17 protein-coding genes and 1 pseudogene are annotated in these 26,313 nt (G+C 70.8%); 12 read left to right on the forward strand and 6 right to left on the reverse strand.

Annotated elements, in window-relative coordinates; translation table 11 throughout:
- The first annotated feature begins 31 nt into the window (after positions 1–31).
- From ABH935_RS23975 to holA, 10 genes and pseudogenes are all read left to right on the forward strand, one after another.
- Positions 32–3,022 carry a BTAD domain-containing putative transcriptional regulator gene (locus ABH935_RS23975; RefSeq protein ID WP_370380166.1) on the forward strand — a complete coding sequence of 997 codons (2,991 nt, stop codon included), beginning with the start codon at positions 32–34 and terminating at the stop codon, positions 3,020–3,022.
- A gap of 36 nt (positions 3,023–3,058) precedes the next feature.
- Positions 3,059–3,244: a hypothetical protein gene (locus tag ABH935_RS23980; RefSeq protein ID WP_370348156.1), complete on the forward strand. Its 186-nt coding sequence runs from the start codon at positions 3,059–3,061 to the stop codon at positions 3,242–3,244.
- A 709-nt stretch (positions 3,245–3,953) separates the two neighbouring features.
- A pseudogene (locus tag ABH935_RS23985) lies at positions 3,954–4,214 on the forward strand (helix-turn-helix domain-containing protein); the annotation flags it as partial.
- Positions 4,215–4,825: 611 nt separating this feature from the next.
- A complete protein-coding gene (gene hflX / locus ABH935_RS23990) occupies positions 4,826–6,334 on the forward strand; it encodes a GTPase HflX (RefSeq protein ID WP_370380167.1) in 1,509 nt (502 codons plus the stop codon).
- A gap of 959 nt (positions 6,335–7,293) precedes the next feature.
- Positions 7,294–8,793, forward strand: coding sequence for a helix-hairpin-helix domain-containing protein (locus ABH935_RS23995; RefSeq protein WP_370380168.1), 1,500 nt, complete (start codon positions 7,294–7,296; stop codon positions 8,791–8,793).
- Between the two features lie 4 nt (positions 8,794–8,797).
- Positions 8,798–10,339 (forward strand): ComEC/Rec2 family competence protein, encoded by a 1,542-nt coding sequence (locus ABH935_RS24000; RefSeq protein WP_370380169.1) that lies wholly within the window; start codon positions 8,798–8,800, stop codon positions 10,337–10,339.
- Positions 10,340–10,485: 146 nt separating this feature from the next.
- Positions 10,486–11,430: a ComEC/Rec2 family competence protein gene (locus tag ABH935_RS24005; RefSeq protein ID WP_370380170.1), complete on the forward strand. Its 945-nt coding sequence runs from the start codon at positions 10,486–10,488 to the stop codon at positions 11,428–11,430.
- Between the two features lie 132 nt (positions 11,431–11,562).
- Positions 11,563–13,395: a tetratricopeptide repeat protein gene (locus tag ABH935_RS24010; protein ID WP_370380171.1), complete on the forward strand. Its 1,833-nt coding sequence runs from the start codon at positions 11,563–11,565 to the stop codon at positions 13,393–13,395.
- Between the two features lie 73 nt (positions 13,396–13,468).
- Positions 13,469–14,059, forward strand: coding sequence for an HhH-GPD-type base excision DNA repair protein (locus tag ABH935_RS24015; protein ID WP_370380172.1), 591 nt, complete (start codon positions 13,469–13,471; stop codon positions 14,057–14,059).
- 51 nt (positions 14,060–14,110) lie between these two features.
- Positions 14,111–15,106, forward strand: a complete 996-nt coding sequence (gene holA, locus ABH935_RS24020; protein ID WP_370380173.1) for a DNA polymerase III subunit delta — start codon at positions 14,111–14,113, stop codon at positions 15,104–15,106.
- A gap of 457 nt (positions 15,107–15,563) precedes the next feature.
- Here the strand turns inward: holA and ABH935_RS24025 are convergent, their stop codons facing one another.
- Both ABH935_RS24025 and rpsT read right to left on the reverse strand, forming a co-directional pair.
- The gene (locus ABH935_RS24025) at positions 15,564–17,591 is read right to left on the reverse strand and encodes a serine/threonine protein kinase (protein WP_370380174.1); all 2,028 of its coding nucleotides are present in this window, start codon (positions 17,589–17,591) and stop codon (positions 15,564–15,566) included.
- A 224-nt stretch (positions 17,592–17,815) separates the two neighbouring features.
- Entirely contained in the window at positions 17,816–18,082 is a 267-nt protein-coding gene (gene rpsT / locus ABH935_RS24030) for a 30S ribosomal protein S20 (protein ID WP_194921886.1), read from the reverse strand.
- A gap of 235 nt (positions 18,083–18,317) precedes the next feature.
- On the opposite strand from rpsT, the gene lepA reads away from it, so the two are divergent.
- Positions 18,318–20,171 carry a translation elongation factor 4 gene (gene lepA, locus ABH935_RS24035; RefSeq protein WP_370380175.1) on the forward strand — a complete coding sequence of 618 codons (1,854 nt, stop codon included), beginning with the start codon at positions 18,318–18,320 and terminating at the stop codon, positions 20,169–20,171.
- A gap of 37 nt (positions 20,172–20,208) precedes the next feature.
- Positions 20,209–20,916, forward strand: a complete 708-nt coding sequence (locus ABH935_RS24040) for a PhzF family phenazine biosynthesis protein (protein WP_370380176.1) — start codon at positions 20,209–20,211, stop codon at positions 20,914–20,916.
- 148 nt (positions 20,917–21,064) lie between these two features.
- Here ABH935_RS24040 and ABH935_RS24045 read toward each other — a convergent pair whose 3' ends face one another.
- From ABH935_RS24045 to ABH935_RS24060, 4 genes are read right to left on the reverse strand one after another with little or no spacing between them, the layout of a single operon-like run.
- The gene (locus ABH935_RS24045) at positions 21,065–23,935 is read right to left on the reverse strand and encodes an RNA repair domain-containing protein (RefSeq protein ID WP_370380177.1); all 2,871 of its coding nucleotides are present in this window, start codon (positions 23,933–23,935) and stop codon (positions 21,065–21,067) included.
- A 6-nt stretch (positions 23,936–23,941) separates the two neighbouring features.
- The gene (locus ABH935_RS24050) at positions 23,942–25,669 is read right to left on the reverse strand and encodes an RNA ligase family protein (protein WP_370380178.1); all 1,728 of its coding nucleotides are present in this window, start codon (positions 25,667–25,669) and stop codon (positions 23,942–23,944) included.
- A gap of 32 nt (positions 25,670–25,701) precedes the next feature.
- Positions 25,702–26,085 (reverse strand): GNAT family N-acetyltransferase, encoded by a 384-nt coding sequence (locus tag ABH935_RS24055; protein ID WP_370380319.1) that lies wholly within the window; start codon positions 26,083–26,085, stop codon positions 25,702–25,704.
- Positions 26,086–26,214 carry a hypothetical protein gene (locus tag ABH935_RS24060; protein ID WP_370380179.1) on the reverse strand — a complete coding sequence of 43 codons (129 nt, stop codon included), beginning with the start codon at positions 26,212–26,214 and terminating at the stop codon, positions 26,086–26,088.
- Positions 26,215–26,313 lie beyond the last annotated feature (99 nt).

Here is a 26,313-nt window from a genome sequence, read left to right on the forward strand (position 1 = left end):
TCGGCAAGACACGGCCACGGGGGCCACGTTCATGAGGTGGGATTGGTCAGTGGTGGTGCAGTTCGGGCTGCTCGGACCGGTCCGCGCGCTGCGAGTGGGCGTCGCGGGACAACCAGCCGAAGAGCTCAAAGTAGGGTCCCCGCAGCAGCAGGCGGTGCTTGCGCTGCTCGCGTCACGGGCCGGTCGGGTGGCGACAGCCGACGAACTCATCGAGGGACTGTGGGGTGACGAGCCTCCGGAGGGTGCCCTGGGGACGGTGCGCACTTATGCGTTCCGACTCCGTAAGGTCTTCGGCGCGGAGGCCATTGCGTCTATAGCCGGCGGATATGCGTTGCGCGCAGAGCGTTCGGACGTGGACTTGTTCACGTTCGAAGATCACGTCGCCACCGCGGAGCAGCGCCAGATGTCCGGCGACGTGGCCGGTGCGCGGGGAGAACTCGCCAGCGCGTTGGCGCTGTGGCGCGGTACTCCGTTGGCCGGGATTCCCGGACCCCATGCGGAGTCCCTGCGCGCGACGCTTCTGGAGCGGCGTACGGCCGCTCAGGAGAGCCGCATCGCCTTGGACTTGGCGCTGGGTCGGGTCGGGGACGCTGTCTCGGAACTGACTGTTCTCACCGCTGAGCACCCTCTGCGCGAGGGACTGCGCGCGCAGCTCATGCTGGCGCTCTACCAGACCGGTAGGCAGGCCGAGGCGCTGGGCGTCTACGCGGACACCCGACGGCTCCTGCGCAAGGAGCTGGGAGTCGACCCGGGCGCCGAACTCGGCGAGCTGCACCAGCGGATCCTGCGCGCCGACCCCTCTCTGGTGCGCCACACAGCGGACAGTGCCGAAATAGCTCTGAGACCGACAGAAGCGCCTTCTGGCGCCGCTCTGGAGAAGCCGCCGACGATCCCCGCGCAGCTTCCCGCCGACACGGCTGACTTCACCGGACGCGAGAACCTGACCCGCGTCCTCGCCGCGCGTATCTCCACCACGGTCGGGCAGTCGGTCGCGGTCTGTGCGCTGTCGGGGTTGGGAGGCGTCGGCAAGACGGCGCTCGCCATCCATCTGGCGCACTTGGTGCGGGAGGACTTCCCCGACGGACAGCTCTATGTGGACTTGCGCGGAGGGGATCCGGTACCTGCCGACCCCGCGCCGGTGCTTGCTGCGTTCCTGCGCGGTCTGGGGATCTCAGAGGGGGAGACGGCTCAGGGGCTGGAGGAGCGCGCTGCCGCGTACCGCTCGGCGCTGGCCGGGCGGCGGGTTCTGATCGTGCTGGACAACGCTCGGGACGCCGCACAGGTGCGTCCTCTGCTCCCCGGGGCTCCGGGGTGCGCGGTGGTCGTGACGAGCCGTCCGAAGCTGACCGGGCTGGCCGGGGCCACGTTCGCGGACCTCGACGTGCTGGACCCCGGCGAGGCGATGAACATGTTCACGCGGATCGTCGGCGAGGAACGCCTCGGGGTGGAGCATGAAGCGGCCATAGACGTGGTGTCGCTGTGCGGGTATCTGCCTCTGGCGGTGCGGATAGCGGCCGCTCGGCTCGCTTCGCGTCCTCGGTGGCGTATCGGGTCGTTGGCGGCCCGGCTGTCCGACGAGCGGCGCCGGCTCGCCGAGTTGTCCGTGGGCGACCTCGCGGTGCGCGCTGCGTTCGAACTGGGCTATCACCAGTTGTCCCCGGCGCAGGCGGACGTCTTCCGGCGGCTGTCGTCACTGGACAGTGCCGATGTCTCGGCGGCCGCAGCCGCCGCGCTGCTCGGGCAGGACGAGGCTGACACCGAAGAAGTGCTGGAGTCTCTGGTGGACGCCGCGATGCTGGAGTCCTCCTCGCCAGGGCGCTACCGGTATCACGACCTGTTGCGCCTCTATGCGCGCGAGCAGTACGAGGCCGAGGGCGGCGAGCCCGATGCCGGCTTCGTGAGCCTGCTCGACTTCTACCTCGCCTCGATGCGGCGGCTGCGTCGTATACCGGTGGAAGAACTCGGCCTTTCCCCTACGCGGTCCTCCGGTAGAGAGTTCGACTCTGTAGAGGCCGGGGTGCGCTGGATCGCGGACGAGGGCAGCTCGGTGGATGCGGTGTTCAATCGGCGGGTCCTGACCCGAGGGGCGTGCGAAGCCGGGGTGGCGCCGCTGGCGCTGGCGGTGGAGCTGCTCGACCACCTTGTCTCGCTGCCTGGCATCGAACGCTATGCGGATGAGCTCTCTGCGGCGGCGCGTAATGCTGCTGCGGCTGCTGTGGAGAGCGGGGACGTGCGCAGTGAGGCGCGTGTGCGGCACTCTCTGGCGCGGGTCCTCTATGCGACATACCAGATAGAGGCCGCTGCGGAGGAGGCGGAGCTGTCGCACCGTGCCGCCGAGGCTGTGGGTGGCGACGAGACTCAGGCCGATGCGGTCAACCTGCTCGCCATGACCTATGCGGACCTCGGGCGGGACGCGGAGGCGATCGAGCTGTACGAGCGCGCGGTGAGCGTCAGCCGGGAGTTCGGGGATGTGGCGTCGGAGGCTGCCGCACGACAGAACATGGCGCGTTCTCTGCTTGTTCTGGGTCGTACAGAGAAGGCTCTGGAGAGCACTATGGCGGGGCTTGCTCTGTGCCGCGCTCTGGGGGACGACGTGTCGACCGGATACGCGCTCTTCCAGACCGGCTCCATCTACCTGCAGACGCTGGCCTATAGGGAGTCGCTGACGTACTTCGCAGAGGCGGCCCAGTACTTCTCGGACGTCCATCCCTCGATGGAGGGTGCCGCGCATGCTTCCAGCGCGCGGGCGCTGTTGGGGCTCGGCGAGCCCAGCGGGGCTCTGGAGCATGCGGAGCGTGCGGTGAGCGTGCTGCGCGGGACGGCCGACACCTGGCAGCACGCGACGGCCCTGGCGGTGCTGGCGGACGTGCTGGACGTGGCCGGCCAGCCGGAGCGGGCCCGGGGCTGCCGGGAGGAGGCGCTGGCCATGTTCGTCGTCATCGGCGCCCCGGAGGCGGGACGTATCAGGGGCATGCTCGCCGACCCCGAGGCAACCTCGGCACCCGGTCGAACGTCGCGCTAAGGAAACGGTTGGAGCGCACGGGAGGATGACAAGGTGATGAGGGATACGGTGTCGCGTGCGCAGGAGGCTTCGGCTTCGGGTTCGCATCGGTCGCACGGCGGTCCCGCGGGGCCTTCCGCTGTGGCCGCGCCGCACGAGGACGGCCGGGACGCGGACGTGTTCCGCGCGACGGTCCAGCCCGCGCACCGGGTGCGCGGGTGGCTCGCGGCGGCGCCCCGCTAGGTTCGGGAATTCTCCGATCTTCGCGGGAATGCGCAATCCACGGCTGATCCGGCAGTGAGCAGGTGCCCCACCGCTGCGGCGCCCGGCTTTCGTCCGAGGCTCGGTCTGAGGTTTGTGAGATCAGTGAGACTCAAGGCGAGGGCTGCCCGAAGGGCTCCGCAGCGTGCAACTGCCCGGTCGAGTGTGAACCGGGACTGCTGGATCAGCCGCGCCGCACCGTCTTCCGCTGTGCGGTCGGGTCACGTCGTGCCGCCGTTAGGGGCACCTTGGCTCAAGGGCCGTTGCGGTGCGTTCCGGCGTGTTCTGGTGCCGTCGACCTGGAATAGCGATGCGCGTGAGGCTGTTGTGACGGGTGATGCGCCGTGATTACCGTCGCACCCCCGGCCGCTCACGCCCGGTACTCTGAACGGGTGTTCGATTTTGTCCGATGGGCGGCCATCACCCGACGCTTGTCGGCGGCTCGGGATACGGTGGCAGTCAGGTGGTTGCCCTCCTCGTGGCGGCCGGTTCACGGCGAGTTCACAACGGGTCTGCAACTTCTTGGAATGGAAACCCCGTCGTAGCCGTTGAGAACCATTGAACGGGGAATAACAACAAGCAAAGCAGAAGAGTAATCCGGCAACAGCCGGGGTACGGTGGCTCCACAGGCTCATGATTCTCACAGATAAACCAGCAGGCCAGCGGAAACGATGAGGGAGGGGAAGCCGAGATGATCTTGGTTCGCCGCCTACTCGGCGACGTGCTACGCGGCCGACGGCAGCGCAGCGGACGGACGCTCCGTCAGCTCGCCGCGACGGCGCGGGTGTCCCCCGGCTACCTCTCCGAGGTGGAGCGGGGCCAGAAAGAGCCGTCGAGCGAATTGTTGTCCGCAATCTGCGACGCGTTGGAGGTCAAGCTCTCCGACGTGCTGCTCGAACTGTCCACCGAACTCGCCGCGGCCGAGCTGGCCGCCGAGATCGAGGCCGCGGAGCTGGGCCGCCTGGTCCCGGCCGACGGCCGCGCCCCGCAACGGGTGGCGATGCCGCCGGCCCGCAGCGGCCAGGCCGACACCGCCGGTCAGAGCACGTCCGGCAACGGCCAGCGCCCCGGCGTGATGGTCGGCGTGGGTGCCGGCGCCCCGCGTGGCGCCCGTACGCTGCCGACCGCGAAGATCCCGACCGCGGTGATCAACTCCCGGACCGCCGCCAACCGGCCCGGCAACACCCGACCGGCCTCCGGGTCGCCCCGGGTGGCGCCGAAGTCCGGCGCGGTACCCCAGGCGGCGCTCGGGACCACGACCGGCATGGCCGCCGGCCTCGGCCCGGCCCTGGGACCGCAGCCCCCGATGGGTGCGCTGCCCTACGTCCCCGGCTCGCCGCTGCCCGGCCCGGAGAACCCCTACACGTTCGGCACGCCTCGTTTGCCCTCACCGACCGGCCGGTGATGCTGTGCCGAAAGAAAATCTGGTGTCGGTGATCGGCGAGCACGTGTCACCATCGAGGCGGGGAGAGCGATTCTCCCCGCCTCGCGGCGTTCCGGCGCCGCGCCTGTCAGCACTCATGAACCACAGATACTCATGAACCACAGATGAAGAGGAATCACATGACGGAATCCCACAAGGACGCTGCCCGCGACGAGGTCTACGCACTGAACGACCACGACACGCCGGAAGCCGAGTGGGACACCGAGGACGCCTTCGACGCGCCGGCCCCGCTCTACCGCAGCCGGTGGGCCGAATCCCGGCACGACGGGGAGCAGTTCGACCTGGAGGAGCGCGCTTCACTGCGCCGCGTGGCCGGACTGTCCACCGAGCTTGAGGACGTCACCGAAGTCGAGTACCGGCAGCTGCGCCTGGAGCGCGTGGTGCTGGTGGGCGTGTGGACCGACGGCACCGCCGCGGACGCCGACATGTCGCTGCGCGAACTGGCCGCGCTGGCCGAGACGGCCGGCTCGGAGGTGCTTGAGGGCGTCGTCCAGCGCCGCGACAAGCCGGACCCGGCGACCTACATCGGCAGCGGCAAGGCCGCCGAACTGCGCGACATCGTGGTCGCCACCGGCGCCGACACCGTGATCTGCGACGGAGAGCTGAGCCCCGGCCAGCTGATCCACCTGGAAGACGTGGTCAAGGTCAAGGTCATCGACCGCACGGCCCTGATCCTGGACATCTTCGCCCAGCACGCCAAGTCCCGCGAGGGCAAGGCGCAGGTCGCGCTGGCGCAGATGCAGTACATGCTCCCCAGGCTCCGAGGCTGGGGCCAGTCCCTGTCCCGCCAGATGGGTGGTGGCCGCGGCGGCCTGGCCACCCGCGGACCCGGTGAGACGAAGATCGAGACCGACCGCCGCCGCATCCGCGAGCGCATGGCCAAGCTCCGCCGCGAAATCGGCGACATGAGCAAGGGACGCCAGACCAAGCGCGCCGAAAGGCGCCGAGGCTCCGTCCCCTCGGTGGTCCTCGCCGGCTACACCAACGCCGGCAAGTCCTCCATCCTCAACCGCCTCACCGGAGCCGGCGTCCTGGTGGAGAACGCCCTGTTCGCCACCCTGGACCCGACCGTCCGCCGCACGGAGACCGCCACCGGCCGCACCTACACGCTGTCGGACACAGTGGGCTTCGTCAGGCACCTGCCGCACCAGCTGGTGGAAGCGTTCCGCTCGACGCTGGAGGAGGTCGGCGAAAGCGACCTGGTCCTGCACGTGGTGGACGCTAGCGACGAGGACCCCGAAGGCCAGATCTCCGCGGTCCGCGCCGTCTTCGCCGACATGGGCGCCGGCGACGTCAAGGAACTGCTGGTCTTCAACAAGGCCGACCTCGCCGACCCCGAAGTCCTCTCCCGCCTCCTACGCCGCGAACCGCACAGCATCGTGGTCTCCGCCCGCACGGGCGAGGGCATCGACGACCTGCTGTCGGCCATCGAGCGCGACCTCCCGCGCCCCGGCGTGGAACTGGAGGCGCTGGTGCCGTACGACCGCGGCGACCTGGTCGCCCGGATCCACGCGGAGGGCGAGATGCTGAAGGAGGAGCACACGGACCACGGGACGCTGGTGCGGGCGCTTATTCATCAGGATCTGGCCGCTCAGCTGGAGCCTTTCCGGACGGTGGGGGCGGTTTAGCCCACGTTCGTAGTCGTTCGTAGTCTCAGCCTGCTCGGGCGGCCGTCTCTCTCCACGAGAGACGGCCGCCTCTTGCTTGTCCCTCTCCTTCGGCCTTTCTCCGCCTGAACCTGTCTCTCCCTGAATCTGTGCTGTGATCCCGCGTACGGCTAGCCCGAAAGAGTGACCAGCCCCCACCCGCACACCGAGTTATCCACAGCCCCCAACCCGCGACTGGTATGCGCACTTTGCGAAGATCTACCGTCGCAGACATGGAACGAACCACACCGGGAACCGCACCGAACGGCAGCGCCCAACCCCGCAGCCCGCAGCCATCGGCGCGCGACCGACTGGCGTCGCTCCAGGGGGACCCACCGCGGCACTGGTCGCCTGCCGCACAGGGCCCCATGCCTCTCTCCGAGGCGCTGGCCGCCCGGCACCACGCAAACCGCCCCTGGTGGCGCCGGGCGGCCCAGTCCATCGAACACCGCATCCCGCCAACCCTCCACGGCCGCTGGGCCCTCAGCCTCCCAGCAGCTACAGCAGTGGCCCTGGTAGCCATCGCCGGAGCAGCCGCCGGCGGCTGGTACCTGACGCGCTCGCAGGGGACGGTCGTCGATGTCGCGGGGGCAGCAGCAGCACCGGGTGGGGGAGGGGGCGGGGGGAACGGGGGAGAAGCGGCATCGACCACCCAGCCACCCGACGACGACCACGCCACCCCCACCTCCGACACCGGCGCACCACCGGGCGACCCCCACGCCAAACCGGGAAGCACCGCGACGGGACGCGACGGCACGTGCCGCGGGCATGCGTGGAATTCGGGGCCCCCGCGTACGGTCCCGGACGCGCCGACGGGGTGGAGCGCGCGGGTCTTGAGGGTCGTGCCGGCGGCTGCCGGTGCCGAGTTTGATGGCAGCACGCCGGAGAGCTGGCTGCCGGCTGAGCGGGGGAGTGGGCACGTCGCGCGCGATGGTGCACGTATGGCGCCCGCCGAAGCCGCGAGCGCGGTAGCTGGCTGGTATTCCGCCAAGCAAGCCGGCGATGGTGCACTCGCGCTGCCTGCCGAAGCCGCGAGCGTGGCGTTTGCCGGTCCTGCGGGCGCGCTGGCTGGCTGGTCCTCCGCCTTTGGAGCCCGCGATGGTGCACTCGCTTCACGCGTCGAGGCTGCGAGCGCGGTAGCCGGCTGGCGCGCTGCCGAGCAAGCGGGTGCGGGCATGGCGTTTGCCGGGCCTGTGGGCGCGGTAGCTGGCTGGTCCTCCGCCGTGGCAGCCCGCGATGGTGCATTCGCTTCGCGTGTCGAGGCTGCGAGCGCAGTGGCCGGGTGGCGCGTTGCCGAGCAGTCGGGCGCGAGCATGGCGCTTGCCGGGCCTGGGGGCGCGCTGTCCGGTTGGTCCTCCGCCGAGCGAGTGCGCGATGGCGCCAACCCGCCGGCTGGGTGGTTCTTCGCCAAGCAGGCCAGTGTTCTGGTCGCGCGCGGTGGCGCACAGATGTCGTCTGCCCAAGCTGCGAACGCATGGTCCGGCTGGACCTCCGCCGAGCATGGGAGTGTCCTGATCGCGCGTGACGGTGCGCGCAATGTGCCTGCCCAAGCGGCGAGCGCGTCGGCTGGCTGGTACTTGGCCGAGCAGGCGCATGTCTCACAGCCGGCCGCTGCCGCGCTGTTGGAGCGGAGCCTTGCCAACCAAGTGCGTGTCCTGGTCGCGCGAGATGGCGTACTCATGATGGCGAGTGAGCCGGCCGAGGGGTCTTTGCCCGGGTCGGCGACTTTTCTTTGGTCGGCCGGAGTGGCTGGTTGGCTGACGGCCGAGCGAGCCACGGACTTTGCTGTGCCCCCCGCCGTGCCGCATGCTCGCGGCAGCGGCGAGCGTGCGCATCTCCTCGGCGGCAGTGCCATGGGCCGCTGGTATTCGGCGCCGATTGTGCGTCGCTATGTCGTGGCGATGGCGGCGAGTGCTGCGAAGGGGCAGACGTGCTCGCCGCATGCGGCGATGGCTACTAGTCCTGCGTTGGCTGGGGTGGCGTCGGCCGGTGGGGTGGTCGTGGATGTCGAGGGCAAGGTTGTGCATCCCGGCGTCCAGGTGCTGGCGGCTGGGGCGCGGGTCTATGAGGCGTTGGCTGCGGCCGGGGGTGCGCTGCCGGGGGTGGATGTCACGGCTCTGGATTTGGCGCGGCCGGTTGCTGATGGGGAGCAGTTGCGGGTGGGGATCGCGGGGGCGCCGAGTCCGGTGGTGGGGGTGCCGCAGGCTTCGGTGGGTGGGGGTTCGCGGGGGAAGCGGGGCAGGCCTGCGCAGCCGGTGAATCTTAATACTGCGACGTTGGAGCAGTTGGAGTCCGTGCCGGACATTGGGCCTTCGCTGGCCCAGCGGATTCTGGACTGGCGGGCGGAGCATGGGCGTTTCGCTTCGGTGTCGCAGTTGCGGCAGGTGCGGGGGATCGGTGAGCGGAAGTTCGCGGACATGTGCGATTCGGTGACGGTGTGACGCGATGAGCCTGACCGTCACCTTCCGCTCCGTCGAGCACGACCAGCGCCCGCGTCGTGACCTGCGGCTTGTGCCGATCCTGGGGGCCGCGTACGGGGCGGCCTTCGTCGGCGACGGATTCGCCTCACGGGCCGCTCTCCTGCTCTGGGCGGCATGTGCAATGGCCGGCGCTGGACTGCTGCTTCGCAGCGGCAACAACACAACCACCCGAACCCGTACCCGCACCCGTACCCGCACCCGCCGCCGAACCCTCGCCGCAGCCTGCTTCGTCGCGGCCGGCGCCGGGACCGCCGCGACCACCCGCGCCATCGCCACCCACAGCGGGCCGCTCCCGCGCCTCGCGGCGACGCGCGCCCACGTCACCGTCGAGGCCGTCGTCACCGACGACCCCCACATCGCGACCTCCGCGCGCGGGCCGTTCGCCGTCGTCCCGCTCCGCATCGAGCGCGTCAACGAGTTCGGCACGCGGCTGCCCGCGACCGCGCTCGCGTCCGACCCCGGCGCGTGGCAGTTCCTGCCCTCCACCCGCGTGCGCGTCACCGGGCGCCTCCGCCCCGCGCGCGACGACACCCCCGACGCCGCCACCCTCTCCGTGCACGGCCCGCCCGACGTCCTGGCCGGGCCCGACCGGCTCCAGCGGCTCGCCGGACGGCTCCGCCAAGCCCTCCGCGACGCCTGCGCACGCCTGCCCGCCGACCCGCGCGGGTTGGTGCCGGGGCTGGTGATCGGTGACGTGTCGCAGGAGCCGGAGAGCCTGGCCGCCGCGTTCCGCGACACCGGGCTGACGCACCTCACTGCGGTGAGTGGCGAGAACCTCGTCTTCGTGCTGACGGCGGCGATGCCGGTCGCCCGGCTCGCCGGCGTCCGAGGCAGGTTCCTGACCCTCACCGGCCTGGCCGTCGTCATCGGCTTCACCGTCCTGGCCCGCCCCGAACCCTCGATGGTCCGCGCCAGCGTGATGGCCGTCCTCGGCCTGCTCCTGGCCGCCGTCGGCCGCCGTGCGCGGGGACTGCCGCTGCTCTGCGCGGGCGGGACGCTGCTGCTCCTGTTCGACCCCTGGCTCGCACGCTCCTACGGCTTCGCGCTCTCGCTGTCCGCGACCGCTGGCCTCTTCGTCCTGGCTCCGGGCTGGCAGCAGGCGCTCACCGACCGGCGCGTGCCGCACCGCATCGCCGAGTCGCTGGCCTGCACCGCGGCGGCCGAGACCTTCTGCCTGCCGATTCTTGTCACCTTCACCGCCGCGATCACGCCGCTCTCGCTGCCCGCGAACCTCCTCGCGGAGTTCTGCGTCGGGCCGGCGACCGTCCTCGGGGCCGTGGCCCTGCTCGCCGCGTCCGTCTGGCTCCCGCTGGGGCGGGCGGTGGCGTGGCTGGCGCAGTGGCCGACCGACGGGATCGTGGCGGTCGCGCGCTACGGATCCCGGCTGCCCGGCGCGACCGTCGCCTGGCCCGACGGGCTGGCCGGGGCTCTGGCGCTGCTGGCGGTCTACGCGCTCGTCTTCCTGATCACGGCTGCGGTGACCCACCACAAGGAGGAGACGTCATGAACGAGCAAGGACCCTGGATATCGCCCGGCTCATGGCCTGACGGAGGGCGCCGGCGCGGGTACGACCCCGGCTGGCGCGGCCTGCAAAGCTCCGAAAGCCGCGGAGGGGACGGCTTTCGGGGCGGCCCGACTCGCTCCGGCGCCCGGATGATCGCAGCGGCCGCGGTCCTCCTGCTGGTGCTGATATCCATCGGCGTCGCGGTGTTCGTCATCCGCAGCCGCACCCCCGCCTGGCCGCCGCCCAACTGGATCTTCGCGGCCTGTGACGTCGGCCAGGGCGACGCCTTGGCGCTCGCCGTGGGCCCGGCGGAGGCCGTCGTCGTCGACACCGGCCCCGATCCCGCCAAGGCCGACCACTGTCTGACGCTGCTCGGGATCCGCAAAGTCCCGCTGGTGGTCCTGACCCACTTCCACGCCGACCACATCGACGGCGTCCCAGGCGTGCTGAAGGGGCGCAAGGTCACCGAGATCGAGACCACGAACGACCCCGACCCGCCCAAGGGCGCCGCCGAAGTCGCGTCCTGGGCCACTTCGGCAGGTGTCAGCACGTCGGTGGCGGCGGCCGGCGAGCACCGGCGGTTCGGCCCGGTGTCCTGGGACGTCCTGTGGCCGGACCCGAACGCGAGTCCGCCGACGCCGCCGCCCGAAGCCAGCCACAAGAGCCGCCGGAAAGGCCGTCGCCAGGCTCGCGCCTCGCCACGCGGCGGCGAGGAAGGCTCCGGCCCGAACAACTCCAGCGTCGTGCTCCAGGTGACGGTGGCGACGAGGGACGGCCCGCTCCGGCTGCTGCTCACCGGGGACGTCGAGCCGCCGTCGCAGGCCACGATCCTCGCCGCGCATCCGGACCTCGCCGCCGACGTCCTGAAGGTGCCGCATCACGGCTCGGCACATCAGGACCCGGACCTGTTCGCCGCGGTGCATCCACGGGTCGCCGTCATCTCGGTCGGCAAAGGCAACACCTACGGCCATCCGTCGCCGCGCACCATCGCGCTGGCCTCGGGGGCCGGGGCGCGCGTCTTCCGCACCGACGAGGACGGACAGGTCGTGCTCTTCGGCACCGCCGGTCGGCTGCGGGTGGCGATACGCCACTAGCCGCCACCCTCAGTCCGTTGTCACGGATAGCCATAAAAGGGAAAGGGGAAGCAAAGCGCTGTCGCCGCGCGTCGCAGCTTGTGGATAGTCTCGTGCCCCTATCCGACGCCGAGTCTGGAGGGGAGCCGGCTCATGGACGCGCACGGCACTCAGAACGAACACGCCGACCAGCACACTCACACCAACGCCTGCGACACCGGGTGCTGCGAGCGCCTGGAGGCCGAGGGAGAGGTCGCGGTGGCGCGGCTGATCCTCGACGGCGGCGACCCCGAGCACGCCGCCAACCACGTCTCCGGCGCGATCGGCACCGACCCCTCGCTGCCCGAGGCGCACGAGGTGCTGGCCGAGCTGGTGGCGCGGGTCGGCGGTCCGGTGGCGGCGCTGGACCTGTTCCCCGCCGACTCGCGCTACACCGGCGAGCTCGCGTGCCGGGCCAGCCTGCTGGCCGGCCTCGGCCGCCTGGACGAGGCCGTCCTGCTGCTGGCCGGCGTCATGGGTGCGGCGCCGGCGCGGCCGTGGGCCGCGGTGGCGTGGATGGCGGACCCGGAGCTGCCGTCCCGGCTGAGCTCGGAGTCGCTGACGCAGGCCGTGCTGCGGCTGTGTCAGGGCTTGGGCGACCCGGTGTCGGAGGAGGAGCTGGCGGCGCTGGTCCACTTCTACGTGGTCGTTCAGGCGGTGGTGGCGCGCGGCGACGACGCGCAGCTCGCCGCCGTCGCCTCCGGCCTGGCCCGGCGGCTCGGCGACACCGAGCTGGCCGTGGAGTGGGGCGAGGCGGCGATCCGGGACGGCGCCGGGGCGATGGGGGCGATCATGCTCGGCAACGCTCTGCGCCGCGGCGGCCGGATCGACGAGACCGTCGCGCTGTGGACGCGGACGATCGAGCAGGATCCGTCGCAGACGTACCTTGTCGTCGACCTGGCCGAACTGCTGGCCTACGCGGGGCGGCGTCCGGAGGGCCTGGCGCTCCTGGAGAAGCTTGTCGCGGTCGAGCCGGAGCACGAGAAGGCCATGCCGGCCCTGCTCGGCATGCGGTTCGAGGCCGACGGCGACACCGCGCACCTGCTGGAGCTCACCGACTACCACCGTGCGCACCCCGAGCACGACTACGCCCGCTACCTGGTCGGCCACCACGTCCAGCGGCTGCCGTGGCTGGGCCGGGTTACCGGCGGCACCGAGGCCTGCATCAACGTGCTGCGGCAGCTGGTCGAGCAGGACAACCTCGGCATGTCCGGGGAGATGTCGCTGTCGATCATCGAGCCGCCGAGCGCGATCGGCACCCTGCGGCTGGTGATCCCGGAGCTGAAGGTCGGGTTCCTGGAGACCGGCGACCCCGATCCGCGCCTGCCCGCCGCCGACGTCGCGATATCCGTGTGGCGGTACGAGGGCTGCGACGCGGTGCCGGCCGTCGGGCCGCCGTCCGCGCAGGCCGTCGCGCTGGTGCGGGACCTGGCCACGCCGAACTGGCCGGGGCCGACGTCGCTGTACGACCACGCGGTCGCGCTGGCCGGCGTGCCGGTCGCGGACCTGCTCGGCGTGCTGGTGTACCCGCCGGCGCCGCAGAACGCGCCGTGGCCGGACGGGTTCGCGATGGAGGTGCCGGACTACTGGGTGCGTTCGGTGCAGACGATCGCGTGCGTCGGGATCGCGCATCACGGCGCCGACCAGGAGTGGGTGGGTTCGGAGCGGCGGCGGATCCTGGTGGAGCTGCTGAACGGTCCGGAGGACTGGGTTTGTGAGGCGGCCGGGATGGCGCTGGTGGCGGTGGCGTGGGCGTTCCCGGAGACGCGCGAGGATGTTCTGGAATGGCTGCTGAACCGGCTGAGCCTGTTCATGCAGGTGGCTGAGAAGCGTGCGGTGACGGTGCTGGGGTCGATGTGCCACCTGGTCCTGGCCTGTCCGTGGCTGGAGCCGAAGGGGCGGGCGTTCATCGCCGACGTTCTGGCACGGATGGAGTCCGAGGACTGAGGTTGTGTGATTCAGTGCCTCGAACGGACCAGAACCGTCAGTGGCGCGGCGGCGGTTCTGTCAGGCTGGGGGCATGGTGACGTTGCATCTGGCCCAGGATCCCGACGCCGACGCTTTCCTCGCGTCGGATCCGTTGGGGGTACTCACTGCGATGCTTCTGGATCAGCAGATTCCGATGGAGAAGGCGTTCTCGGGGCCTTATGCGCTGGCCACGCGCCTCGGGGTGGAGCGGCTGGACGCGGAGCTGATCGCGGGCTACGACCCGGAGAAGTTCGTCGCTGTGTTCTCCGAGGTGCCGGCGATCCACCGGTTCCCGAAGGCGATGGCTGAGCGGACGCAGAAGCTGGCGCGGGCCGTGGCTGAGGAGTACGGCGGCGACGCCTCGGCGGTGTGGACCGGCGCGAAGGACGGTGCTGACCTGCTGAAGCGGGTCGCGGCGCTGCCCGGGTACGGGAAGCAGAAGGCGCAGATCCTGGTGGCGCTGCTGGGGAAGCAGTTCGAGGTGACGCCGAAGGGCTGGCGGGAGGCTGCCGGGGACTACGGCGTGAAGGGTTCGACGCGGTCGGTGGCGGATGTCGTGGATGCGGCGAGCTTGGTGAAGGTGCGGGCTTTCAAGAAGGAGATGAAGGCCGCGGCCAAGGCCAACCAGGCCGAGCAAGGGTGAGATAGACCGGGCAATAGGGACTTGTCACCGGGCCGTGCCATGCTTGACCCGATGCCAGCCCAAGTCGCCGCCCCACCCCAGCTCGTCCTCGTCGTGGGGGCCGAGGAACTGCTCGTCGACCGTGCCGTGGCGCGGATCGCCGCCGCGAAGCGTGCCGTCGACCCGGACACCGAGACGCGGGACCTGACGCCGGGGAACTTCAGCCCGGGGACGTTCGCCGAGCTGGTGAGCCCGTCGTTGTTCGGCGAGAGCCGGGTCGTGGTGGTGCAGTCGGCACAGGACCTGGCCGCCGACGACGCGGCGATGCTGACCAGCGTGCTGGACGGGCTCGCCGAGGAGATCACGCTGGTGGTCGTGCACAACGGCGGCGTGAAGGGCAAAGCGCTGCTGACCGCGGTCGAGAAGGCCGGGGCGGCGCGGGTGGACGTCGCGAAGGTGACCAAGCCGGCCGAGCGGATCGGCTTCCTGCGGGACGAGTTCAAGGCGGCCCGGCGGCAGATCACCGAGGAGGCGGCGCGGGCGCTGCTGGACGCGGTCGGCAACGACCTGCGGGAGCTGGCGGCCGCCGCGTCGCAGCTGATCTCCGACACCACCGAGGACGGCAAGGGGCCGATCGACGAGACGGTGGTCGCCAGGTACTACAGCGGCCGCGCGGAGGTCTCCGGCTTCACCGTGGCCGACCTGGCGGTCGACGGCCGGACCGCGCAGGCCCTGGAGCAGCTGCGCTGGGCGCTGGCGACCGGGACCGCGCCGGTGCTGATCACCAGCGCGCTGGCGGCCGGCGTGCGCTCGGTGGCGCGCGTGGCCTCGGCCCCGCGCGGGGCGCGCCCGGCGGACCTGGCGCGGGACCTGGGGATGCCGCCCTGGAAGATCGACAAGGTGCGGCAGCAGGTGCGCGGCTGGACGCCGGACGGGATCGCGACCGCGCTGCTGGCCGTGGCGGCCGCGGACGCCGCGGTGAAGGGCGGCGGGGACGATCCGGCCTATGCGCTGGAGCGGTGTGTGGTGACGGTGTGTCAGGCGCGGGGGCAGGGCGTTCGGGGCTGAGCGGGCCCCGGCGGGCTGCGGAGCGTCGGAGGGGCGGAGGATCGGGCGCGGCTTAGCGAGGCGAGCTGGCTGATTGCGGCGTGCGCTCGGGTGCGGCTTAGCGAGGCGAGCTGGCTGATTGCGGCGTGCGCTCGGGTGCGGCTTAGCGAGGCGAGCTGGCTGATTGCGGCGCGCGCTCGGGTGCGGCTTAGCGAGGCGAGCTGGCCGATTGCGGCGCGCGCTCGGGTCCGGCTTAGCGAGGCGAGCTGGCCGATCGTGGCGTGCGCTCGGGTGCGGCTTAGCGAGGCGAGCTGGCCGATCGCGGCACGCGCTCGGGCGAGAGCTGCGTGAGGCGGCTGCTGGGCTAGAGCGGGGCGGGGCCGACTGGGCAGGATCGCGCGGGCTGAGCTGGGCTGAACCGGTCGCAGCCGCGCGTCAGGAGTCTTCGGCGCGACCGCGAGTGCGGTGTCGCTGCGTTCTACTTCGCGGGCAGTCGGCCGGTGATCAGCTTGGCGAGGTTCAGCACGTCGGTTTGGGCGTTGGCCGCCGAACCGGACTCCACGAAGGTCACCGTCACGTCCAGTCCGCCGCGCAGGACTTCGATCTTGCAGTGCTGCAGGCCGCTGCTCTGGTCGGTGGAGACTTGGATCTCGGTCTTGTCCGAGTTGCCGAGTGCGCCCTCGTCCTGGAACTGCGCGTCGGTCGCCAGGGTCGAGATGTGGTTGGCGAAGTCGGTCTCGGCCTGCTGGCTGTTGCTCTTGTAGTTCGAAGCCTGGACGCGCAGCTCCGAGCTCGCGGTGTCGACCAGCCAGTCCTTGTCGAAGGTGGTGGGGTCGTCCGTCGAGTCGTCGGTGGGGGCCGAGGCGGTGGGCGTCGCGTGCAGGTACTGCGCGGCGTCCGCGTCGGTGACCAGGCTGGACAGCGGGAAGGTGGCGGAGATCGGGGTCAGGGCGCCGATGCCGCCGGTGCCGCCGAGCGTGCCTCCGGTGGTGCCGCCGCCGGTGCCGCCCGACGAGCCGCCTGAGTTGCCGCCGGAGGTGGCGATCGCGATGCCGCCGCCGACAACGACCACCGCCGCGATGCTCACCGCCGCTATCAGGCCATTGCGGTTCTTCTTGGGCGGCGCGGGCGGGGGCATCGGCACGCCGTAGGGCTGCGCGGGATGCGGCTGGATCCAGGGGCTCGCGGCTTGCGCGGCCTGGGTTTGCGGGGCGGCCTGGTATGGCTGCTGCGGCCAGGGGTTGGTGGGCATCGACGGCACGGGCTGCGGCGGGGTGGAGGGCCCGGACATCGGACCGGGCGCGTTCCAGGCAGGTGTGGGCGCGGTGGCAGCGGCGCCGGAGCCCCAGGCCGGGGCGGATGACTGCGGTGGCGCGGCAGGCGTGCCCCACGTCGGTGCCGGTGACTGGGGTGGGGTGGCGGGCGCCGGACTGGTGTTCTGGCCGGAGCCCCAAGCAGGCGCAGACGGGTTCGGACCCGATGTCGGGCCGGAGACAGGTCCCGAGCCCCACGCCGGGGTGGACGGCTGTGACGGCGTCGCCGGAACCGGGCTGGTGTTCTGGCCGGAGCCCCAGGCAGGTGCCGCAGGATTCGAAGCCGAACCCGAACCCGAACCGGCCTGGCCGGCCTGCGCGGGCTTGTCAGGGACCGACCCCTCACCCACACCCGGCACCTGCACATCCATCGCCATCGTCGCCTGCACCCCGGCGCCCTCCGACAGCACCTGCAGGATCCGCGCCGGCGTCGGCCGCGCGTTCGGGTCCTTCGTCATGCACGCCGTGACCAGCTGCGCCAGCGTGCCGGTCAGGCCGGACAGGTCCGGCTCGCCGTTCATCACCCGCAGCATGGTCTCCATGGTGGTGCCGTCGCCGAAGGGGGAGGCCGCGGTGGCGGCGTAGGCCAGGACCGCGCCCAGCGACCAGACGTCGGAGGCGGGGCCCACGTTCTTTCCGGAGACCTGCTCCGGCGACATGAAGGCGGGGGTGCCGACCACGGTGCCGGCCTGCGTCAGGTTGGTGGACCCGGTGGCGACGGCCAGGCCGAAGTCGATGACGCGCGGCCCGTCGTCGGCCATCAGGACGTTGCCCGGCTTCAGGTCGCGGTGCGTCAGGCCCTCGCGGTGGATCGCGTTCAGCGCCTCGGCCAGTCCGGCGGCCAGCAGGAGCACGTCCTGGTGCGGCATCGCGCCGCCGTCGGCGATCGCGCTCTCCAGCGACGGCCCGGGCACGAACGCCGTGGCCAGCCACGCCGGGTCGCCGTCGGGGTCGGCGTCGACCACCGGGGCCGTGAAGAAGCCGGACACCTGCCGCATCGCCGTGACCTCGCGGCGGAAGCGCTGGCGGAAGGTGGGGTCGTTGGTGAGTTCGGGGCGGATCACCTTCACCGCCACGCGGCGCCCGGACGGCGAGCGCCCCAGGTACACCTGCCCCATGCCCCCGGCGCCGAGCCGGTCCAGGATCTCGTAGCTGCTGATCCGTCTCGGATCGCCCGATCGCAGCGGCTCCATGAAGTCGTCCCCACCCCCAGTGATTCTCTTGTGCGTGCTGCCCCGCGCTCAGCGTAGCGCTATGGCTCCGGTCGCCACGTCGCGGTATGCCGGCACGCAACACACAAAGCAACACACAGACCGACGCACGAAAACGATCGGCGCGACCCCTGGGGAAGGGGTCGCGCCGATCGGGAGTTCGGTTTTCTCTACCGCGGCGAGAGGGACCGCATGGCAGGGAAGGGTCAGCCCTGCAGGGCGTTCACGCTCTTGGCCAGCGCCGACTTCTTGTTCGCGGCCTGGTTGGCGTGGATGACGCCCTTCGAGGCGGCCTTGTCCAGCTCGCGGGAGGCGGCCTGGGCCAGCTCCTGCGCCTTCGCGGCGTCGCCGGACTCGACGGCCTCGCGGGTCTTGCGGATCGCGGTCTTCAGCGAGGACTTGACGGCCTTGTTGCGCTGGCGCGCCTTCTCGTTGGTCTTGATCCGCTTGATCTGGGACTTGATGTTCGCCACTGAAAGATGCCTCTGCTTTGGTGAGATAGAAGGTGGTGGGCGCGAGGCAACGCACGCGCCACGCAAGGGACCAGACTAACAGGCGGGCGTGCGCGGGCCCAAACCGGGCGTGTGGCTCATGACGTCGCCATATAGCGTTCCCGGTAACCCCGTGGGTCATGGGACGATAGGGGCAGTGTAATAAACCACTACCTCGTTCCTCACCACGTCGTACCCAGACAGACTGGACCGCCGAGTGCCCGCCCTGCCGCCGAACATCCCGCAGCCGTCGACCACCGACCAGGCGCTGATCCGCAACTTCTGCATCATCGCCCACATCGACCACGGCAAGTCGACCCTGGCCGACCGGATGCTCCAGCTCACCGGTGTGGTCGACGAGCGCGCCATGCGCGCGCAGTACCTGGACCGGATGGACATCGAGCGCGAGCGCGGGATCACCATCAAGTCGCAGGCGGTCCGGCTGCCCTGGCAGGCCGACGACGGCAAGACCTACATCCTGAACATGATCGACACCCCCGGGCACGTGGACTTCACCTACGAGGTCTCGCGCTCGCTGGCGGCGTGTGAGGGCACCCTCCTGCTGGTCGACGCGGCTCAGGGCATCGAGGCGCAGACCCTGGCCAACCTGTACCTGGCCATGGAGAACGACCTGCAGATCATCCCGGTCCTGAACAAGATCGACCTGCCGGCCGCGCAGCCGGAGAAGTACGCCGAGGAGATGGCGCGGCTGATCGGCTGCGAGCCCGACGAGGTGCTGCGGGTCAGTGCCAAGTCCGGCGTCGGCGTCCCGGACGTGCTCAACGAGGTGGTCCGCCGGATCCCGGCCCCGGCCGGCGACCCGGACGGCCCGGCGCGCGCGATGATCTTCGACTCGGTCTACGACTCCTACCGCGGCGTGGTGACCTACGTCCGGGTGGTCGACGGCCACCTGAGCAAGCGCGAGCGCATCCAGATGATGTCCACCGGCGCCACCCACGAGCTGCTGGAGATCGGCGTCATCTCCCCGGAGCCGAAGTCCTCGCAGGGCCTGGCCGCCGGCGAGGTGGGCTACCTGATCACCGGTGTGAAGGACGTGCGCCAGTCCAAGGTCGGTGACACCGTCACCACCCTGAACCGGGGCGCCACGGACTCCCTCGGCGGGTACAAGGAACCCAAGCCGATGGTGTTCTCCGGCATCTACCCGATCGACGGCTCGGACTACCCGGAGCTGCGCGAGGCCCTGGACAAGCTCCAGCTCAACGACGCGGCCCTGGTCTACGAGCCGGAGACGTCGGCGGCCCTGGGCTTCGGCTTCCGCGTCGGTTTCCTGGGCCTGCTGCACCTGGAGATCATCCGCGAGCGCCTGGACCGCGAGTTCAACCTGGACCTGATCGCCACCGCGCCGTCGGTGGTCTACCGGGTCGACATGGAGGACGGCACCGAGCACATCGTCACCAACCCCTCGGAGATGCCCGGGGGCAAGGTGATGGCGATCCACGAGCCGGTGGTGCGCGCGACCATCCTGACCCCGAACGACTTCGTGGGCGCCGTGATGGAGCTGTGCCAGAGCCGGCGCGGGGCGCTGCTGGGCATGGACTACCTGTCCGAGGACCGTGTCGAGATCCGCTACACGCTGCCGCTGGCCGAGATCGTCTTCGACTTCTTCGACTCGCTGAAGTCCAAGACCCGCGGCTACGCGTCCCTGGACTACGAGACCACCGGCGAGCAGCAGGCGGACCTGGTGAAGGTCGACATCCTGCTGCACGGCGAGACGGTCGACGCGTTCTCCGCGATCGTGCACAAGGACAAGGCGTACGCGTACGGCGTGCGCATGACCGAGCGGCTGCGCGAGCTGATCCCGCGCCAGCAGTTCGAGGTGCCGATCCAGGCCGCGATCGGCTCCCGGGTGATCGCCCGCGAGTCCGTTCGGGCGATGCGCAAGGACGTCCTCGCGAAGTGCTACGGCGGTGACATCAGCCGGAAGCGCAAGCTGTTGGAGAAGCAGAAGGAAGGCAAGAAGCGGATGAAGATGGTCGGGCGGGTCGAGGTGCCGCAGGACGCCTTCATCGCCGCGCTGACCAACGAGACGGGTGACAAGGCGAAGAAGTAGTGGTCACGCAGCCGGGCGCGGGCAGTAGCCTGTGCCCATGAGCGTGATGGCCGAGGTCCATATAGTCCGGGTTTTCACCGATGCGCACGGGTTGTTCGGCAACAACCTGGGCGTGGTGCTCGACGCTGCCCACCTCGACGCGGCCGCGGGCCAGAAGCTGGCCTCCGACCTGCGGTTCAGCGAGGTGGTGTTCGTCGACGACGTCGAGCAGGCCCGGTTGCGCATCTTCACCCCGGCGGAGGAACTGCCGCTGGCGGGGCACCCGCTGGTCGGGACCGCCTGGCTGCTGTCGCGGCTGAGCGGCCGCGACGTGCCGACGCTGCGGCCGCAGAAGGCCGCCGAGGTCCCGACCTGGGCCGAGGACGGCCGGACGTGGATCCGCGGACGGATCGACGACGCGCCGGACTGGGGCCTGGTCGAGGTCAGGGACGAGGCCGCGGTGGAGACGCTGGCCGTGCCCCCGGGGCCGGAGTACCGGCGGCACCAGTTCTGGGCGTGGGTCGACGAGCCGCAGGGCGTGATGCGGGCGCGGGTGTTCGCGGCCGACAGCGGGGTCGACGAGGACGAGGCGACCGGCTCGGCGGCGATGCGGCAGGTGGGGGCTTTGCGGCGGCCTTTGGTGATTCGGCAGGGGTGGGGATCGGAGATCTTGGCCCGGCCGGCTCAGACTGCGGGGTGGGCTGAGATCGGTGGGCGGGTCGCGGGGGATGGGATGCGGACGGTGACGGTCGGGGGGACGGCTTAGGGCCGGGCGGGCTTCCCGGCTGGCTGCGCAGGGCCGGGCCGGGTTGCGCAGGGTCCGGCGGGCTGCGCTGGGGCTGGCGGGGCTGATCTGGAGCGGCCGCGGCGATGCCGTGTCGATGGCTGTCGTGACCGTGACCGCGTGCTCGGATCTAGCTAAGGGTCGGCACGTCGCCGTTCGCCGCGAGTTCCAGCGTGACCCCGGTCAGCCCCCGCAGCCAGGGCTTCGCGATCTCCGCCAGCTCGTCGCGGGTCGGCGGGGTGCGACCGAGGCCGATGGCGGAGCGGAGTTCGGTGTCGGTGGCGTGGAAGGGGCGCGGCCAGGCGTGGGCGTCGGGGACGCCGGCTTCGTCGAGGGCTGACAGGAGGCTGCGGGCGCGGCCTCGGACGCGTCCTTCGAGGACGTCACGCTGCTCGATGCCGTCTGTCGTGAGAGTGAGCACGGCCCAGCGGCGGTGACGTCGGTGCATCGGCGGCGGCGCGAGGAGCGCCGGCAGCGGGTCGCGGGTGGACGTCACGGTCTCCCACGCGTTGTAGAGCTCTTCGGTGATCAGGTCGCGCATCGCCGGGGTGAGGTGCAGCGTGAGGTCGCGGATCGGCGCGGTGGGGGTGGGGATCGGCTCGCGCCAGTCGTGGGCGGCCCACGTCTCGAAGAACTCGGTGAGGTCGCGGCAGCGTGCGGCCATCAGCGCCCACGCGAGGCCCGGCAGCCCGCCGAGCGGCGCGGCGTCGAGGCCGCGCGCACGGGCCCAGTCCTTGGCGACGCGCACGTGCGGCCCCGGGCGCAGCGCGAGGATCGCCTCGGCATCGGACACGGCGGACAGCGAGCTCGCGATGGTCTCGCCGAGCTCGGAGCGGCGCGCGACGGCCTCGGCGGGCGGGATGTCGCCGGTGGGGGCGAGCACGAGGTCGGCGCTGAGCCGGGGCGTGACGATGCGCAGGCCGGGAACGCGGGCGGCGACGAGCTGGCGCACGCGGTGGCCCTCGCCGAGTGCGCGGGTGACGCGGCGTTCGAGCGCATCGATGTCGGGAGTGCCGGGGACGGCCGCGACGAGGTCGAGGTCGGCGCCGGGGAGGTGGGTGCCGGTGCGGCGGGAGCCGACGAGGTGGATGACGGCTTCGGGGAGGGTTTCGGTGATGCGGGCGGTGAGGGTGGCGGCGGGGCCGAGCGCGGGCGGAGGTGTGGCGGCCGGAGCGGTGCTGGTGCTGGGAGTGGCAGCGGAGCGGCCGGCAGCGAGGCTGGCGGTGGCGGATGGGGGAGACACGGTGGTCGGAAGCAGGCAGGCGCCGGGGCCGAACGGGTGCTGGGGTGTGGCGCTCGTGGGGATGTCGGCGCCGGCCTCGTCGTTCGCGTAGCGGATCGCGCCGGTGCCGAGCTCGATGATTGCGCGCACTTCCATCGGGCCGTCGGCGCGGCGGGAGAGGAGCGCCAGCTCGGTGACGGTGGTGATGATGGGGGCGATCTTTACTGGCGTGCGCGTTGGGTCCGTGACTTTGCCGATGGTCAGGTGCGGTGTGTACGCCTCGCGCGTCCGGCAGGTGGGGAAGGTTTCGGCCAGCGCCGTGTACAGCTTCTGCCAGGCGGCGCCGGTGGGGTGGAGCCACAGGGTGCTGTCGGTGCGGTGGGTGAAGTGGCGGACTTCGGTTAGCTGCGTCTCGAAGGCGCCGGTGGCGGCTGCGGCTTTGCTGAGCAGGGGGAGTGCGGCGTCGAACTCTGACTCGGGGATGAAGCCGAACAGCAGGTTGACGTGCGGGGGCCAGCGCAGCACCTGCGGGTCCAGGCGCCGCCGGACCTCCTGCACCGCGTCCCACGTCGAGGTCGGCGGGATCCAGGCGATGGCGGTTCGGGCGGTTGGCGTCGCGTCGATCGGCACCACAGCGAGGGGGAGTGCGGCGGCAGGAGCAGGGTCAGCGGTGGCTTGAGGCGTCACTACGGCACTGATTCCGAAGTGATCGGACACGAACAAGCCACCCGCGTCCGGCGCATCCCCGACCAGCCGCGCCGCCGAAGCCTCGGCGCCGAGCAGCAGCACCCGGTCCAAGCGCTTGGCCTGCCCGGTCAGCGACGACACCGCGGCCAGCGGATTCACCGTCGGATCGAACGTTGCCGTGTCATCAGCCACGCCATGAACCTGCGTCCACGCGTCCGTCATCCCGAGCCGCGCGGCCGGCGCCTCGGTATCGTCGTTGAAGTCGCCGACAAGCACCACCGGCACCGACGCGACGTCCGCCGAACCGTCGGCCAGCTGCCCGAGTTGTTCCCGCCGCAGCCCCGCGCCGTCCTTCGAATGGTCGCTGCTCAAGTGCGTGGTCGCGACGACGACCGGCCCGGCCCCGCCCTCCACCACCAGCGCCGTGACCGCCTTGTATCGCCCCAGCGCATGCCACCCGGCCTCGACCACCGGCAGCCGGCTCAGCAGGAAAAGCCCGCTGTCCGCGACGTCCGACGACCGAGGATCGCCGCCGAGCGTCCACCCGGCACGCACCCACTCCTCAGCCAGCAGCATCTTCACCAACGCGGGCTCGGCCTCCTGCAACGCGATCACGTCCACATCCGCGTCACGCAACGCGGCGAGCAGCATCGGCCGACGCTCGGCAGTCCGAACGAGCTCCTTGTCGTACCGGTCCCACAGCGTGTTCCACGTAAGAACCCGCAGATCGGGGCCGGCTGCCGGGGCGGAGGAGGCAGAGGAAGAACTAGCGCAAGGCTGCCAGCGGCCGTCCATAAAAGCATGCGGAGTGCGCGGCTCGAAGAACGGAGCGGCCAGCAACCGCGTCCGCTGCGCGAGCCCCGCCCCGGACGCATCCAAAGCGTCCACGCCCGAAGCCCGGTCCCACACCAACTGCCCGTCGGCCTCGAAGAACAACACCCGGTGCCACGGAATATCGCCCTGCGGATCGAACGAAGGCAGCGGCACCCGCTTCGGCTCCCGCCCCCGGTTCTCCACCCCCACCACGAACCGCGACGCGTCGAACCGAGCGTCCCACCGCACCCGGTGATAGATCTCCTGACTGGTCCGCATCCCCGCTCACCCCTCCCACACTGAGGAGGCGAGGACGTCGAACGCACTGTCCTCTCCCACCGTGTCGACGTAGACCGCGCGATGCGCCTCGCCCGGATACGGCGGGTCGAAGCGCCGGACCTGAGCGGCCAGCACCTTCGCCGGCACAGGATGCGCACGCCCCGCGTTCCGCTCCTCCAGCACCGAGCCCGGCGCCAGATGCACCACGTACTCCGTCAGAGCATTGCGGCGGCGCGCGACGCCGCCCACCAAACCCCGCTGCTGCCGAGTCAGGGAAGTCGCGTCCCAGACCACATCCGTCCCCTGGGACAACGCCTCGTCGAGCAACCGCAGCCCTTCCGTCAGCACCTCTTGGTTCGCCGACTGGTCCGACCGCGACCCACGCTCCGTGCGCAGCTCGTCAAGGCTGACAAGCACCGTGTTCTCGCGGCCGGCGAGCGCCGTTGCCGTAGAACTCTTGCCGCTACCCGATACCCCGACCATATGGAGCACCTTGGGGAACTCGCCGTCCCGCCATCGCCATGTCGCCGCCACAGCTTCCTCAGCCGAAGCGAGACGCCCCTCGGCGAAGAGTTGACGCGCTTCGCCCCAGCAGCGATCAGCGGCGCGCGCAGAGAGCTCGGCGAAAGCTTCGCGGCACGCTATACGTAGCCCCTCTATAGGGGACTCCGGCAAGAGCCCTGAATCCTCGGCGAACAAGACGGACCAAGCCACGTTCTCTGAAGCAGACTTGTCCGGAGCCGTAGCGGCAGCAACAGCGTGAAGCACTGCCAAGTCAGTACCGAATGACATCCGCGCGAGCCCTGCCCGGCGGTGCTCATCGTCGATAGACATCTGCAGACGAGGAGCGAGCCCGACGACATCAGCGATCCGTCGCACCGTCGGCATCTCCAGAGACGCTGCGAGGCTCGCCATAAGCATTGAGCGCGGTTCGCGATGCGTCAGTGCGGCGACGGCACCGACCAGGCGCGCGTTCCCATGACAGCCTGCGGAGTCGAGACGTACATAGGCATCGGCCAGCACGTCGTCCTTCTTAGGAGTCCCTATAGAGAGCCCCGCAGAAAGTTCCCCAGCGCCGACATCCACGCCACTCCGCACAGCCCAGAACGGAGCCTGAGCCCCGAGCCCGTTCGGCACCACCTCAGCGTGCATCCAGTGCGTATCCGTCTGCACATGCGACGGCCGAACCCACTTAGCGACCCGCTCCGCGAACTCCGTATAGGAGAACCCCTCCGCAGCCCGTACTACGTACCCCTCCTGCCGGCTCAGATCCAACTTCAGCTGCTTCTGGATCGCCTTCTCATCGAAGGTGCCGGCCCACAGGACGCGCGGCGTCGGAATCCCCAGCCCTTGAAGGAAACTCACCGTGGACGGCCAGTCAAGACACCGCTCGCCGTCCCATACAGAGAACCCGTAGAAGTACCCGTCCAGCTCGCTATAAGAGATCGAATGCTCGGCAAACAGGTTCTCCCCGCAGATCCGCCACCCCTCGGGAATCCGCGCCGCGACCCGACTATGCAACGCCTTCACCCAAGCACGCGACGGATGGTGCGCCGAGTCCAAAGACCGCGCATGCAGCCCGTCCCGATACAGCGTCGTGTTCTCCCCGTCCATCTTCTCGGTGACCACGACGCGGCGCCCTACTAGCCCTGCCAGATCCCGCGCACGCACATCATCCGCGGTGGTGCCAGGCGACCACGGCAGATGAGGCGTACGGGGATAGTGGACTCGCATGGCGCCACTGTAGGCACCGATCCCGCGCGCCTCTACGGAATAACGACCCACACGTTCGGCACCGTCCCGCCGGTCAACGGTGGCCGCACCTCCTCGTGCCACGCGTCCCCGGCCACCTCGGCGGCCACCCGTCGCCAGAACTTCGCGCCCTGGACGTTCCGCTCCTGAAACGCGATCTCCCACGGCCCCGGATGTGCGGCCAGCACCTGCTTGACGAACTGCAACCCGTACCCGCCCCGTCGCGCGCCCCGCACGATGAAGAAGCTGTTCAGCACCCGAGTCGGCTGCTCCAGAGCCCGCACGAACGCGAACCCCGCAGGCCGGTCGCCCACGAGCGCCAAGTACGCAGCCCAGTTCTCGTCTTCCAAAGCCGACTGCAACCACTCGCTCTGGAACGACCCGTCCGGATTCGGCAGCTACCCGGCGAACTCCGACATGTCGTGCCGGAACATCAGCCACATGCGCTCCAGCGCCGCGCGATCGGTCGGATCGGCGGGGTCGGCCCGCCGCACGAGGAGATCGCCCAGATTGCCCAGATCAGCCATAAGAAGCTCCCGGAAGACGCCCAGAAAACGAAAAAGCCTCCCGGAACGCCGGGAGGCTTGAAGAGGGACAACAGTCTACCGCCCGGTTCCTGTAATGGT

Origin of the sequence: Catenulispora sp. GAS73 (assembly GCF_041262085.1) — a bacterium.
Taxonomy (GTDB): domain Bacteria; phylum Actinomycetota; class Actinomycetes; order Streptomycetales; family Catenulisporaceae; genus Catenulispora.